Origin of the sequence: Mycolicibacterium nivoides, assembly GCF_003855255.1 — a bacterium.
GTDB lineage: Bacteria > Actinomycetota > Actinomycetes > Mycobacteriales > Mycobacteriaceae > Mycobacterium > Mycobacterium nivoides.
Window position 1 is genome coordinate 6,536,696 of the sequence record NZ_CP034072.1, and the last position, 15,560, is coordinate 6,552,255.

At 64.3% G+C, this 15,560-nt stretch carries 7 protein-coding genes; 2 read left to right on the forward strand and 5 right to left on the reverse strand.

Annotated elements, in window-relative coordinates; translation table 11 throughout:
- Positions 1-13 precede the first annotated feature (13 nt).
- The 3 genes from EH231_RS31915 to EH231_RS31925 all read right to left on the reverse strand — a co-directional run bounded on the left by EH231_RS31915 (position 14) and on the right by EH231_RS31925 (position 5,943).
- On the reverse strand, positions 14-3,664 hold the full coding sequence (locus tag EH231_RS31915) for an nSTAND1 domain-containing NTPase (RefSeq protein WP_124714036.1): 3,651 nt from the start codon (positions 3,662-3,664) through the stop codon (positions 14-16).
- Positions 3,661-5,028: a toll/interleukin-1 receptor domain-containing protein gene (locus EH231_RS31920; RefSeq protein WP_124714037.1), complete on the reverse strand. Its 1,368-nt coding sequence runs from the start codon at positions 5,026-5,028 to the stop codon at positions 3,661-3,663. Before EH231_RS31920 ends, EH231_RS31915 begins: the two co-directional genes overlap by 4 nt.
- Positions 5,029-5,202: 174 nt before the next feature.
- Entirely contained in the window at positions 5,203-5,943 is a 741-nt protein-coding gene (locus EH231_RS31925) for a hypothetical protein (protein ID WP_090429264.1), read from the reverse strand.
- Between the two features lie 203 nt (positions 5,944-6,146).
- Here EH231_RS31925 and EH231_RS31930 point away from each other — a divergent pair, with 203 nt between their 5' ends.
- Both EH231_RS31930 and EH231_RS31935 read left to right on the forward strand, forming a co-directional pair.
- A complete protein-coding gene (locus tag EH231_RS31930; RefSeq protein ID WP_090429267.1) occupies positions 6,147-6,992 on the forward strand; it encodes a caspase family protein in 846 nt (281 codons plus the stop codon).
- A 12-nt stretch (positions 6,993-7,004) separates the two neighbouring features.
- Positions 7,005-12,731 (forward strand): CHAT domain-containing protein, encoded by a 5,727-nt coding sequence (locus tag EH231_RS31935; protein ID WP_124714038.1) that lies wholly within the window; start codon positions 7,005-7,007, stop codon positions 12,729-12,731.
- A gap of 7 nt (positions 12,732-12,738) precedes the next feature.
- Here the strand turns inward: EH231_RS31935 and EH231_RS31940 are convergent, their stop codons facing one another.
- Both EH231_RS31940 and ptsP read right to left on the reverse strand, forming a co-directional pair.
- On the reverse strand, positions 12,739-13,713 hold the full coding sequence (locus EH231_RS31940; RefSeq protein ID WP_124714039.1) for a pirin family protein: 975 nt from the start codon (positions 13,711-13,713) through the stop codon (positions 12,739-12,741).
- Positions 13,714-13,794: 81 nt separating this feature from the next.
- Complete coding sequence (gene ptsP, locus EH231_RS31945) at positions 13,795-15,477, reverse strand: phosphoenolpyruvate--protein phosphotransferase (protein WP_164481105.1); 1,683 nt, start codon at positions 15,475-15,477, stop codon at positions 13,795-13,797.
- Between the last annotated feature and the right edge of the window lie 83 nt (positions 15,478-15,560).

The following is a 15,560-nucleotide window of genomic DNA, read 5'->3' on the forward strand; positions in this document are numbered from 1 at the left end:
GGCATCAATGTGGTCATTTCCCGGGGCAGAGTTCCGCGTCATAGTCGACTGCGTCGAGATCGGAATCGTTGGAAATCAAACGATTCCATTGCTCTTCAGTAAGGTTGGATGCCAGCTTGTCGCACACCAACTCCGTCCAGGCGCCGGGTCCGGGAATCTCCCAAATTCCCCCGCCGTGGCTGCCTGCTCGGTCCTCCACACTCATGGCGGTGACAAACACCTTCCGTCCATCGTCACTCGCAGCCACATAGCTGACCTCCCCCACCGGCCGGATGGGAACATTCATCCCGGCCTGCTCCCCGGAACTGGCGTCCCAGAAGCGGACGGAGGCATCCCGTCCCACGGACACCAGGTAGCGTCCGTCCAGGGTGTAAACAATCGAGACGATGTTCTGGATATGTCCCGTGAGCGGCTGGCCACGGTTCTGGCCGCTACTTGCGTCGTACTGCTGGATCACGTAGTTGCCCTTGATCACGTCGACGACCGCCATCGTGTCCTCGCCACCCGGGCCATCTGCGAACGCCCAGGCGGTGATCAAATGTCCAGTGATCGGCTCGCCGACCGGCTGGAGCTGGTCGTCCCAAATCTGTACTGAATCAATACCTCTGGAATAGACCCGGTCTCCGTCCTCGCTGAACGCGACAGCACTGGGGATGTGTTCGGTATCCGCAGCGGACAGCTGGTTGCCGTTTCGCCAGTCCCACAGTCGGATCTTGCGGTCGTCACCGACGCTGGCAAGCGTGTCACCGTCAGGACTGAACGCGACCTGGCTGACACGTCCGGTGCCCGCCTGGTTCAGACTGGCGCGAACGTCTCCGGTGGCCGCGTCGATTACACGAATGCCCGCACCGGGACCGGCCAGCGCCAACCACTGCCTATCGCGGCTGATGCCAAGGGCGAGCTCGATGTCCGAGCCTTGCTCTATCTGGGCAACATCGCGCAGCGCATCCGACACCATGGTTGGGCCCATCTGCTCGCCTGTGTCGGGGTTCAACCAGCGCAAGGTGTTGTCTCGGATGGCCGCGATTCGCGGACCGTCGCTATCGACATACAGCGCGTACCCATCAGCCTCGACTCGATAGGGCGACTTGCTGCCCGGTAACTCGGCAGCCAGCGTGGCATCCGGAGTCGCGTCCGACATCGAGAGGCTTTGCCCTGAAATCGTGGCGATCCGGTTGCCGTGGAACGCAACCTGGGTTACCGGCTCCATGAATCCGATGGTGTCGCCGATCTGCTTCTGGCCGGCGACGTCGATTATTCTGACGTTTCCGTCGCTGCCACCCGTGACCACCCGGGTGCCGTCTGCATTGAATCCCACCGAGACGTCTCCTGGATTGCCGGACACTTCGGGACTGGGAATGTGACTCCTGACTTCGCCCGTTTCAGCATCCCAAACGCGCACCCACGCCTCGGCGCCTTCACTGCCGCCGGCCGCAATGGTCCGTCCGTCCGGACTGAAAGCGACGTTCCTCACCGAGTTGTCCAAGTTGGTCGCCGGCTGGCCGGGTGGCGTCAATCTACGCGGAACCTGCTGCGTACCATCCCATTCCATGACCGTGCCGAACCACGTTCCGATGGCCAGCGTGCGCCCGTTGGGGCTGAACTTCAGATCCCTCACATAATCACCGCTGAGCCGGTAGCGGGCGATCTCCTGACCGGTCTGCGTATTCCACAGTCGAACCGTTACCGTCAGCACATCGCCGGTGATCTCAGCGGAAGCGACTCGGTTACCTTCCGAACTAACTGCCGTACGCGTCATCGGCACGCTACTGGCGATCGCTTCACCGACCGGTGTTCCGCTGTCCGTGTCCCAGACGTGAACATCGCTGTCGCCCTGCGCAACGACGATGTAGCGGCCGTTCCAGCTCACGGCGCGGAGTTCGGACATGCGATCCCCGAACGGTTTTCCGACCAAGTCGCCCGTCTCAGCATTGACCTTTTGAACACCTCCGTCGGCTGTTGTGAAAACCCACTTGCCATCTCCACTGAACAGACCGCCTTCAGCCGGGAGATCAACCACCTTTTCAAGCCGTGGCTTGGTGATGAGCGCCGTGAGCAGGGGGCCGATCCCCGGCTTGGTCGAGAGCTTCTGCGCGGCCAGTATCTTGCTGAAAGCCTCCATTTCGCTCCCGGAACCGGCATTGAACAACATTGACTGCCCTCGAGCGCTCAGCCGTTCAGCGAGCGCTTCGTTGAGCCGGTTCTCGGCATTTTTGGTTGACCGGATTGCCAGCAAGCCAAAGGTGAGCGCCGCGGCGCACACGAGCGCAAGCGCCACTGACAACCATTTCAGTTTCCGTCCGGCCCGTCGCTCGCGATCGAGTTCTGTGCGATGTCGCTCGGCGGCTTCTTCAAATGTCCGCTTCTCTTGTTCTGCACGGGCCGCTACTTCTGCCTTCTCATCCTCTAATCGTCGTCTGTCGCGGTGATCACGCACTGTGCCCGTGAGCACATCGTGGATTAGCTCGATCCGTTGCGTGCCATGGTATTCCGCGAGGCGCACCAGTCGTGAATCGATCAGCTGGTCGAGTTCCTCGTGGGTCAGATGCGATGGCACCGCATCCTCGACAGCTTCGAAATCACGGAACCCCGTCTTGGTGATCAACTGGTTCTCGATGAATTCCGCGACCTCTGGCCGCATGCCGCCCACGCACGAGATGTAGTAGTTCGGAATCGTCGATCGGCCATGTTCCTCGATGAGCTGCTCATCGAACGTGGCTTTACCGAGGCGCTTACGTTCCTCGTTGAGCTCACGGCAGACCAAGCTGAGCAGCGTAGGTTCGACATCGGCCGCACCACGGCGGTCGACGGCACAGTCGCCGCCCCCCAATGCAGATTCGCCGCCAGGATGCAGACCCTCGCCAGCGATGATACCGACGACTTGATGCGCCAATTCAGGTGTCATCAGGTGTTGAGCCGGCTTGTACACGGCATCGAATGCTTCGTCAGTACCCAAGGGAAGCAGCCGCATTCGCGAGCGCCCCAGCGCAGGAATGAACCGGCACCAGTCCTCGAGGTGCGCAAGAAAATCCTCCCGCAGACTGATCAGCAGCTTGCAGTTGTGCGACCGCAAATTCAATCGACGCGCCTCAGCAGGGTCATTCTTGATTCGCGCGGCCAGATCCGCGGGTATCCGGTTCTCGGCGAGATCGGCAAGGTCGTACTTGAATGCCTCCACCTCGTCGGGTACCCCCTCGCCGAGCGTGAACAGCTCTTCGAACTGGTCGAGCAAGATCACGGGGGTGAGTAGGTAGTTCCGTGCACTCCACAGCTCGAGGTCGGCGCGATGCAGGTATTCCCATAGTGATTCGTCGTCCCCGGGAAGCACTGCATCGGGCGCTTCGGCTTGTATGGCATTGCGGACCGCCTCGTGGAGCTGGCGGCTGAGTGACGCCGCGCCTGGCTTGAGGTCGAACCGGACATAGATCGGCAGATAGTTTTCGTTGCGCAACAACGGGAACAGGCCCGCGTGGAGCAGCGACGTCTTACCCAGGCCCGAGCGACCGAACAAGACCGTGACGGGTGCGTCGAGAACCTTCTTCAGAAGTTTTTGACACTCATGGACGCGGCCGTAGAAGAAGCCCTGCGCGTCTTCGCAATACGACTCGAGGCCTGGCCACGGGTTGTCGGCGTCCAGCCTCATGGTGATCGTCGCGTGCGTCATGCTGCGTCGTTACGTCGGATTTCCCGGATTGCGGAGATCACATCCTTGGTCAGGTCCGCGTCCGGCTCGCCGCCGGGCGCATGACCGAACTGGAAGTCCTTGAACTCCCGCGGCACTTGCTTGAAGCGGTTCGTGTCGCCGTCGTAGTCATCGTCGATGACGACCGGCATGATGAAGCGCTGCCCCAGAATGCCGCGCGTTCGCTCTACGGCCTCGTTCCATTCCCTGAAGACGTAGCTTTCTTTCTTCCGTTCGGTGTTCGCGGAAATTACCGGGACGAACAAGCTGACAGTCTGACGAATACATCTCAGAATCTCGTCTTCCCAGGCGTCTCCGGTGTGCAGCTCTCGCTCGTCGAGCCAGGCCACCCCGCCAAGTCTGGTGATCGCGTCGTACAGACGCCGTGCCGCGACCACATCCTCGTGCTTGTAACTGATGAAGATCTCCGCGTTGTCCAGCGATGGCGGTTCCGTGTCTTGAGGTCCGGGCGGGGAGGGTGCACGAGGACTCGGCTGTCTGGCCTCCCAGCGGCTACGCAACTGCGCGACGAACTCGGTCGGCTCCATGTCCAACTGCTTGACCATCGTTCGGCGGCAGTAGGTCGAGAAGAAGCTCGACAGCGACGGTTCCCGCGAGTTCGCGGCGAAGAAGAACGGTTTGCCGCCGAGCGACAGCCGTTTGTCGCTGGACAGCCGGACGAGAAACCGCCCGAACCAGTCGGGGATCTGGCATCCGATGAACAGCATCGGTTGATGCTTCAACGGGTAGTCGAGCCAGTCAGGAAGGCTGGCTTTCTCCGTCAGTAGTGCGTGGATCCACTCCAGTCGGTCTTCCTCGTGGATCGCATACTCCGGCATGGCCGCGGTTTGACCGAACAGACTCAGCACGACGGTATCGGCCGGCCCTGGCTCTCTGGCATTCCGCTCCTGGTCCGGGGTGGACTTATTCGGGGAGAACGACACCTCACGCACCGGCCGACCGCGGCTGGCACTCAACGCCTTTGCGAGCAATCGGTCGGGCGTGGTCGTCACGAACAACCTCAGATCATCGATGGCCGCGAGGTCTCTCAGCGCGTCGCCGGGTTCCGGATCGAGGTCCACGACAATTTCGTCGATCACGCCGTACAGGTCGTCGACCTCGTCTCGACCGCGCTCGCGCAGAAACGCGGCCACCGCCTGATCGGTGGTCGTGACCCCGGGCGGAACCGTCAGCCCATACCTCTCAGTGAGCCGTTCGCCCACGAGGGTCGTCAATCTCTGCTCAGACCCGTCGACCTCGACCACAGTGACATCTGGACCCACGACGGGCACCAGCACCTGATGCCGGATATGAGAGAGAAGGCTGCCCCAGAATTCGTCGTTCATGTCGAATTGCTCGATTCAAATTGCGCCAGAAAACTACCGGCGTCGCTGGGGTGGCGCAGCACCAGCGCGGGGCGACCAGGGAACGCTCCAGGCACAAACCAATGGTCCTCGCCCATGGGATGGCGGCGTAGCGTAGTCGACTACTCGAATTCGGCGGGAACTGTCGGGGTCAATTCACTCAACACCCGCACCGAGAACCGCCTCGAGTAATTCAGCAAGGCATTCCGGCGCATCCGCCGGCACCGAACGGATCAGCCCGGACCGAACCAGCGCGGCAACCGGTTCATCAACCAACTCACCTGCCAACGCATTCGCGAAAGCGTCGGCTGTCCGTCCCGATCCGGCGATCGCCACGACGGGGCGTCCGGCTTTGACGCTGAGCTCGACATCGTCGTAGGCGATATCGCCGCCGTTGATCAGCACAGTGATCGAAGGTGCACTGTCAGCGAGAACGGTTGCGGCCTCAGCGATCCACGGGGCTTCCGCACCCCACTTGTCACCGGGTACGACCAGGAAATGGGTGTGCCGAGGCTCCAGCTCAAAGCCCTCTCCACGGTCAGGCGCGCAGGCACCGGGCAACTGCACGGTGCCCTCCGCGACCACACCCAGGAGCGGAAACGCGGCACCTGCGCGAACCTCGCCGAAGAGCTGCATGACGCCGGCCAGCGTTCCGCCGTCCACACCGACCGCTCCGTACTTCTCCATCACAGGCGCAATCCCCGACGCGAACAGTGGGCGCAGGCGGTCCATGTCAGTGGCATCGAGCCCGGCAGCACCACCCACCACCACCACAGTCGGTCGTGGCGGAAACAGCTCCAAAGCGGTGAGCACCGAGCGCAATTCCGCAGTTTCCGCGACGCGTGCCGCAAATGCACGGCCGGTGTTCGGAAAATCCAACCGGAACGGTGACGTCACGGGTGGCCCGTCCTCTCCGCGCCGCAAATTCGAGTACCCGACTACTCACGACCCCTACGCGTCACGTGCACATACTGCAATTGCCCACCTGACGTTTCGCTGTCTCAGGAGAGGATACTGCGATGCCCGAGCCGGCCTGCCGCTTCTCCGGACCGGAATTTCACCATCAATCCTGACCGAGGCCCAATGCAAAGGAGAGCACCATGACCAAGAAAGCGGTGCTCATCGGCGTCAATCGTTACCGAATTCCAGGCAACGACTTACGCGGCTGCGTTCCCGATGTGAAAAACATGGCCAATCTGCTTCAGCGACAGTACGAATTCGAGTCCGGCGATATTTCCTTGATCACGGATTTCGACGCCACCAAAGAAGCCATCCAGAGCGCCGTCACGGGGTTGATCCGAGAGGCTCGGCGCGGCGATGTCTTGCTCGTGCACTACTCCGGTCACGGGTCGAACGTGCCCGATGACAACGGGGATGAGGACGACAACCGCGACGAGATACTGTGCCCGACCGACCTCGACTGGAACGACCCGCTGCGCGACGACTGGCTCCGCAATGTCTTCGACGGCCTGGGTGCCGGCGTGAGCCTCACCGTGATCACCGACTGCTGCCATTCCGGCACCATCACGCGGGCCCTCGAACCGCCCGACGCTCCTCTGATCGAGCGATACCTGCCGAGCCCGTGGGACCTGGAGGCGGTGGAGTCCGGGCGCAGCCTGACCGGGAAAACGCGGGGAACTCCCCGCCGCAAGTCCGCGGCCGACCACGGCACCAGCGACATCGTTCACGTCGACATTCCCGAGGTGCTCATCTCTGGCTGCCGGGCTGACCAGACCTCGGCCGACGCCGCGATCGGCGGTGGCTTCGCCGGAGCACTGACCTATAACCTGGTCGAGGCGCTGACCGAATCCGCCACCCCGCTGTCATATCGGGAACTGCACGACCAGACCAGCACGAAGCTGAAACGCGGCCGCTACGAGCAGGTTCCACAACTCGAAGGCAGCGAAGCACGCCTCGAGCAGCCCTTCCTGTCGCCCCTCGACTAGCACTGTCGAACCATGACCATCAAGCTGCAGATTTCCGGTCTCAAGGACACGGCCGACACCCATTCGGTACGCGGAGGCATGCCCGGCATCGAAGCCGCAAATCCCGACACCGGCCTGCTCAACGTGATCCAGGTGGTCGACTCCTACAACCTCTCTCCGTCGGCCCGCGAGCAAAGTCCGAAACCCCAAGGTATCTCGGTGGAGGACGACGCCGTACTCGAGATCGAGATCGAAGGCGGGATCACCACGTGGGTCTCGGCCAAGCGGTATTACGAGGACGCCCCGCTGCTCAAACCCGAAGCGATGGTCGGCGACGCCGTCAGCGTCAACTCGCTGCCGCGAGCTTCGGAGCGGGGCGTCAAAGAGTGGCTGACCACTCGGCTTCGGGTGCTGCGATTGAATCCTGACGCCATCACCGACAAGCTCACCGATCCCACGCAATGGCCGATCGATCTCGTCGACGAAGCCAAAGACCTCGGCGTCAACCTGCTGGCGAAGATCCCGGCCTGGTACGCCACCAAAGCGTTGATCAGAATGATCGAGAACAATCTCGAACCCGGCCCCGGGCTGTACAAGTGGGACGACGCCACAGGTAAGACCGGGACACCGGCTCAGGCCGTCAATTTGAGCGACTTCGACGCCGACAAGCGCATTTTGGTCTTCATCCATGGCACTGCGTCCTCCACCCGCGGTAGCTTCGGCGCCTTCCTCAGCACCGAAGCGCAACCACAGTGGCAAGAGTTGCAGCGGCGGTTCGACAACAACATCTACGCCTTCGAACACCGCACCTTGAGCGAAAGCCCGATCGACAATGCCATCAAGCTACTCAGGGTGTTACCCCGCAATGCCCGGGTCAGCATCGTGTCGCATTCACGCGGCGGACTGGTCGGCGACCTCGTCACGCTGACGTCGATCAACACCGAACTGGTCGCGAACTTCAAACGTGGCAACTCCGATCTGGACCTGGCAGACCTGCACGACCGCAGACAACTCGGCCGGCTCGCGGAACTCGTTGCTCAGAAACAGCTTCGGGTGGAACGGTTCGTGCGCTGCGCCTCGCCGTCCCGCGGCACGCTTCTGGCGGGCGAGAACATCGATGTCTTCCTATCGGTGCTGACCAACCTCGTCGGTTTCATTCCGGGCGTCGGCGGAACGCCGCTCTATGAAGTGGTCAAGCGGATCGCACTTGAGATCGTCAAGAATCGGACCGTGCCGTCGCTGGTGCCCGGGCTCGAGGCGATGATGCCGCAATCACCGCTGGTCGCGCTGCTCAACAATCTGACCGATCCCGCACTCGGGGCGATGGGGGTCATCGCCGGAGATATCCAGGGCGGCAACTGGCTCAAGAAGATCGGAGTGTTCGCCAGCGATCACATCATCTATGAAGGTCGGGACAACGATCTCGTCGTCAATACCGACGCGATGTTTCACGGGGCCCGCCGGACGGTCGCCGGCTACATATTCGATCAGGGCGCCGACGTCAGCCACTTCAACTACTTCAGCAATCCGAGCACGCGTGGGGCGCTGGTCGAGTGGCTCGCGGCGACGGACATGCGTCCGGCGATCTTCCGGGACATCGTGACCGAAGCGCTCGAGCCGGTGCCGATGCTGCGGTCACTCCAGACCCGTGCCAACGCAGATCAGCCGATTGTCTTTGTCCTTCCGGGAATCATGGGCTCTCACCTCAATGTCGGCGAGCGTGAGGTGTGGATGCGCTACCTCGCCTTGTTACGCGGTGGGCTCGGCGATCTCGCCGACGTCACCGCGGAGAATGTGCGCCCCGTCGCCTTGGTCGGCGATGGCTATCGCGAGCTGTGCGAGTTCCTGCAGAACACACACGAAGTCATCCCGTTCGCCTACGACTGGCGCCGGTCGGTGACCGCCGCGGCGCACTTGCTGATCGTCGAGCTCGAGAACGCCTTACGACGAACGCAACAGCCGGTACGCATCATCGCCCACAGCATGGGCGGGCTGGTGGTGCGCGCGATGATCGCGCAAGCACCCGACCTGTGGGACCGCATCTGCAAACGCGACGGCGGGCGCCTAATCATGCTCGGCACCCCGAACCGCGGCTCGTACGACATCGTCGAATCCTTGCTGGGCACTGCAGCAACCGTGCAGAAACTAGCACTGCTGGACCTCACCCACGACACGGCGAGAATCGTGGACATCATCTCGAAGTTCCCCGGCGTACTCGAGTTGCTGCCCGACGACGAGCGTTACTTCACCGTGCCGCACTGGCAGGAGTACCAGAAGAAGCTCCGCGGGTCGGCCATTCCCGGTGAAGCGCTGCTGAACGACGCGCGCACGACGCACGACGCCATCAAAGACCACCTCTCGGGTCTACCCCACCCCGATCGGGTGCACTACGTGGCAGGAACCTCGCCACGCACCGTAAAGGGCATCGACCGCGTCGGCGACCGGATAGTCCTGGAATGTACGACGGAAGGCGACGGTCGGGTCACGTATGCCTCGGGCCGCCTGCCCGGCGTCCGCACCTGGTACATGGATGCAGTGCACGGCGACCTGGCGTCTCACGCGCCGAGCTTCCTCGCGCTGCAGGACCTACTCGATTCCGGTACCACCTCACGACTCTCGGAGACTCCGCTCAGCTCAGCACGCGGAGGCCCGCAGGACTTTCGGGCCCTGCCCGAACCGGTGCTCTATCCGACAGAGACGTCGCTGGCCGCTGACCTCCTGGGAAAGTCCGCGCAGAAGCCGTATCAGGAAGGTGCGCAGCCGAGCTTCCGGGTATCAGTGGTCCACGACGACCTGCGCTACGCGCGCTATCCCATTGTGGTGGGGCACTATGAGGGCGACACCATCATCGGCGCCGAGGCCCAATTGGACGGGCTGCTGCGGGGCGCGCTGACGGAGCGCTACGCGCTCGGCCTCTACCCCGGCGTGTTCGGATCTGTGGCGGTGGTCTTACGCAAGCCGACGGCGCTACAGAAGGCGCTGGCCCTGCCAACCGGTGCGATTGTCGTAGGCCTCGGCAAATGGGGCGACCTCAGCGCGGGCCAACTCTGCGATCTGCTTCGACGTGCCGCACTCCAGTACGTTCTCGAACGCCGCGACGGTCTGTCCGCATCACCGGATGACGACTCCGCAACGGAGAAGATCGGCTTGTCGGTGCTACTGGTCGGCGGCAATTCGACCGCCAACATCGCGGTGGGGGACTCGGTCGGCGCCATTCTGCGCGCTATCGGCCAGGCCAATCGCGAACTCGCCGACGGTAATAGCACCCCCCTCACCATCCAGGAAGTCGAGATCGTCGAGCTCTACGCCGACACGGCGATCGAGGCCGCGCATGCGGTCAAGCGCCTGGCTCCGCTGATCGGCAAGGAGCTCGAGACCGAGATCGAGGCGGCTCCCCTGCTACGGCGCGGCCGCGAGGGCCGTCGGCGCCTGACCGCCTCGGCAGGTCGCCAGCACGCCTGGCGCCGGTGGGAGGTCAGCGTGGTGGTGCCGCCGCACAAGTCCGAACCGGCGTGCCTGCCCAAGCCGTTGGCCGACCGGCTCAAGCGCGCGGTGCTCGAATCGGACAACGCTGACCCCGAACTCCTGGCCGCGCTGGCGGAATTGGCGATCAGCGCACCTGCCGGCCGGGCTGAAGCGCACCGTCAGATCAAGTTCCTCACCCTGTCGGACCGCGCCCGCGCCGAGGCAACCGCGCAGCAGCGGCAGCCCGAGCTGGTGGACCGGCTGATCAAGGACTCGATCTCCCAAACCCGATTCAGGGCAGACGAATCGCGTGTGCTGTTCGAACTCACGGTTCCCAACGAGCTCAAGTCCGGGCTCGCACAGGTCGACAACCTGGTGCTCGTCCTGGACGCCGAAACCGCCGCCTATCCATGGGAACTGATGAGCGCCGGCGACAAGGCTCTCTGTCTCGACAAGGCTCTGGTACGGCAGTTACAGACCTCGAACTACCGCCCACAGATCGGCGCACGGGCAGGCACGGCGGCTTACGTCGTTGGCGATCCGCTGGTCAGCCCACCGTTCAATCAATTGCCCGGCGCGATGGCCGAAGCCAGTGCCGTGTACGACCTACTGCGCGGGAGATTCGACGTCGACAAGCCAGTGACCAAGCCGACGGCGCTCGAAGTGCTCGCCGGGCTGTACCGAAAGCCCTACCGCGTCGTGCATTTGGCCGGCCACGGCTACTACGAGCCGCCCGTGACAGCGGACGGCAAGGCCCGTAGCGGGATGGTGCTCGACAACGGGGTGTTTCTGACCGCTGTCGAGGTCGGCCAGATGCAGCAGGTACCGGAATTGGTCTTCCTCAACTGCTGCCACATCGGCCAGACCGGACCCGAGGCACCAGCGCAGAGGCCCACTGTCGAGTTCAATCGACTGGCCGCCAGCGTTTCCCGCGAACTGATCGAGATGGGCGTCCGCGCGGTGGTAGCCGCCGGTTGGGCTGTCAAGGATGACGCCGCCAAGGAGTTCGCCCAGAAATTCTACGAATGCATGCTCGGCGGAGAGACTTTCGGCTACGCGCTCAAGGCCGCTCGCGGCCACACCCACGAAGAGTTCCGCGACAGCAACACCTGGGGCGCATACCAAGCGTATGGCGACCCGGACTACCGGCTCGATCCCACCGCTACCGGAACTACGGCGGCAGGGCCGGGGCGGGTGGACGTGGCCGAGTTCATCGAAGCGGTGAGCTACGTCGGCCGCAAACCGGAAGCTGGTTCGGCGCCCACGATTGCGCCCAGTGAAGCCGCCCAGCAACTCAACGCGCTGGTGAAGGAATGCCCCGCCGACTGGCTTGAGCAAACCGATGTCCAGATGGCGATCGGCTACGCCTACGGCAATCTGAGGCGGTTCGAAGATGCCCGCCGCTATCTGATCGCCTCCCTGGCCGGAGAGGGCGAAACATCAACCACGACGATGCGTGCCGTTGAACAACTCGCCAATTTCGAGGCACGCATGGCCAACGATCTCGCCGACAGCGAGGCCGACCGCGCCCGGGAGTTGTACGGGGAGGCCATCGCGCGCCTCGAACGGCTGCTCGAGGTGTCCAAGACCGCGGAGCGGTACAACCTGCTCGGTAGCGCTTACAAGCGTCGTGCCGCCTCCGAACCGACCGCCAGGGCCGCCGCGGAGATGCTGTGTCAAGCGCGCGAGCAATACCGTCAGGCGCATCTGCTCACCCTGCAGCGTCAATGCCTCGATCCCTACTCCGTGCTCAACTGGTTGACCCTGACGGCAATTCTCGACCAACAGGTGCCGGACGCCGATGCGTTGATCGATCGTTGTGAGGCCACCGCGCGCGAGCGATTCTCGGTCGACCGCACGTTCTATACCGCAGTCGCGATCGCCGACGCAGCCTTGGTGCGCGCGCTCAGGTCGGGCAGGCTCGGGCGGAATGGCCATGCCGGACAACAGGAAGTAGCCCGATTGCTGACCCGTTTCGAAGAGGTGGTTCAGCTGGCGGCACCTACTCAGAGCAACCTCGATTCGGTCTGTACGCACCTCGACGTCACCAGCAGGCTCTTGACAAAGATCCATCCCAACCGCGCCAGCAGCCGGATCACAGTGGCTCACCTCGACGAGCTGCGCCGGCGAATCGGCGGTGATCAGCGCAACGGGCAGAGCCCCGAACCCAAGGTCTCCATGAACCAGACCAACGGGTCCTCCCCGAACCAGACCAACGGGTCGTCCCCCAAAACGACTGCCGGACAGCCTAAGCCGCCCAGTCGCAGACCGGGCGGCGTCGGTATTTCCGGGTAGTTGGCTGTCAGCTCAGGGGCCGGTGCGGCATGAGCGCATTCGGCGGGATCTGGCCGAACTTGCCCGCCTGGTAGTCCTCCAGCGCCTGGATGAGCTCGGACTTGGAGTTCATCACGAACGGGCCGTAGTGGAAGACCGGTTCCCGAATCGGCTGACCGCCCAGCAGCAGAACCTCCATCGCGGGCCGGTTCGAGTCCTGAGTTCCCTCGGCCGAGACCGTGATCCGGTCACCGGGGCCCAGCACTGCGAGTTGGCCCTGATGGATCGGGTGGCCGACCGGGCCGACGCTGCCGCGTCCGCTCAGTACGTAGACCAGTGCGTTGAAGTCGCGGTTCCACGGCAGGTTGAGCTGCGCACCCGGTTCGATCGTGGCGTGCGCCATGGTGATCGGGGTGTGCGTGCTGCCCGGGCCCTGCGCACCATCGATCTCGCCGGCGATGATCCGGACCAAGGCGCCGCCGTCCTGCGAGGACAGCAGTTTCGCGTCGGGACCCTCGATGGCCTGGTAGCGCGGCGTCGCGAACTTGTCCTTCTTGGGCAGGTTCACCCACAGCTGGATGCCGTGGAAGGTGCCGCCGTTCTCGACCAGTTCGGCCGGCGGCGTCTCGATGTGCAGGATGCCGGATCCGGCCGTCATCCATTGGGTGGCGCCGTCGGTGATCAGACCGCCGCCGCCATGTGAATCCTGATGGGCGAAGCGGCCGTCGATCATGTAGGTGACAGTTTCGAACCCGCGGTGCGGGTGCCAATCGGTGCCCCGCGGTTCGCCGGGCTGGTACTCCACCTCACCCATCTGGTCCATGTGGACGAACGGGTCGAGGTCGGCGGCGCTGACTCCACCGAATGCGCGCACGACGGGGAATCCCTCGCCTTCGTACCCGCGCGGGCCGGTCGTGATCGAACGGACCGGGCGTTCGGTGTCCGACGCCTGAGCTGCCGCGATACGGGGCAGGGTCAAGGTGTCTGCGGTGATGGCTGGCATCTCCTACCTCCTGTTTGTGTAAGCCTGATGCCAGCTATAACCGGACTGCGGTCCGATTATTCCCCGGGGGTCTCTACCCGGTCAGGACAGGCGGGCCAGCGCAGCCTCGCGGGCCTCCGCGGCGGAGCCCGTGGCCAGGACCGCCTCGGCGGCGGCGCGGCACTGCTGCAGCGTTACCTGCGCGATCCGCGAACCCACCGCGGCGATGGCCGCCGGCGCCATCGACAACGACGTCACACCCAGGCCCACCAACACGGCGGCCAGCAACGGGTCGGCCGCGGCCTCGCCGCACACCCCGACCGGCTTGCCCGCCGCCGCGCCGGCTCGGGCGGCCATCTCCACCAGGGCCAGCACCGCGGGCTGCCACGGGTCGGTGAGGGCGGCCAGGTCGGCCGACATCCGGTCCGCGGCCATCGTGTACTGCGCGAGGTCGTTGGTGCCGATCGACAGAAAGTCGACGTGATCGAGAATCTTGTCGGCCAGTAGAGCCGCGGCAGGCACCTCGATCATCACGCCTGGCGTGAGCCCATGCGAACGCGCCTTGGCGGCAAAGCTTTTCGCCTCCGCAGCGGTGGCAATCATGGGCGCCATCACCCACGGCTGGTTTCCGGTGGCCTTGCCCGCAGCCGCCACCGCTTCGAGCTGGTGCGCCAGCAGGCCGGGATTACCCTCGGCGATCCGGATCCCGCGGACACCGAGCGCCGGGTTGGCCTCGTCAGGGTGGCCCGCGAACTTCAGGGGCTTGTCCGAGCCGGCGTCGAGGGTGCGGACCACGACCTTGTGCCCGGCGTACGCCTCGAGCACCTCGCCGTAGATCGCCGCCTGTTCCTCGACGGTCGGCTCGGTGTCGCGATTGAGGAAGCACAGCTCGGTGCGGAACAGGCCGACGCCTTCGGCAGGGGTTTCGCGTGCCGCCTTGGCGGCCGCGCCGTCCTGGACATTGGCCAGGATCGCGACGGTGTGGCCGTCGGCCGTCGCACCCGGTCCGGTCCACTGCCGGGCCGCCAGGGCGTTCCGTTGCGCGGCGGCCACGTCTTTGGCCGCAGCAGTGGGGTCCGGGTCTGTGGTCACCGTGCCCGCGGTGCCGTCGAGCAGCACCATCGCACCGGCGGCAACCGAATCGAGCCCGCTCACGGCCACGACGCACGGAATCCCCAGCTGACGGGCGATGATCGCGGTGTGGCTGGTCGGCCCGCCCAGCGTGGTCGCCAGTCCGACCACCAACTGCGGATCCAGCCCCGCGGTGTCGGCCGGGGCCAGGTCCTCGGCGAAGAGGATCGACGGGATATCCGGCAGCGGCACACCAGGTTCGGGCAGTCCGGACAGCTCGGCGATGACCCGGTCGCGGATGTCGCGCAGATCGGTGACGCGTTCGGCCATCAGCCCACCGAGCTGTGTGAACAGGTCCACGAACTGGTCGACGGCCTCCGATACGGCGCGGACCGCCGGCGCCCCCGCGGCAATCCGTTTGTCAGCGGCACCTATCCAGGCCCGGTCCTGCGCCAGCGTCGCGGTCGCGGCGAGCACCTCCGAGGCCGCACCGGTGGCGTGCGCGGCCCGGTCTCGCAGCCGGGTGGCGACCTCCGTCGCCGCGGCCGCGAAACGCCCCGCCTCTGCCGGCCGGTCCGCTTCGTCGATATCGCCGGCGGGGACCTGGATCTCCGGCAGCCTGCTGACCCGGATCACAGGTGCGTACTGCACACCCGGAACCACCGGAACCCCGCGCAAGACGATGGGTGACGCAACCGATGATGTAGTGCCCATGTGAGACAGATTACAAGAAAGCGTTGACAAGTCAACACAGTCAAGCGTAAAACAACATATACCAACATTCGAACGGGCTTGAC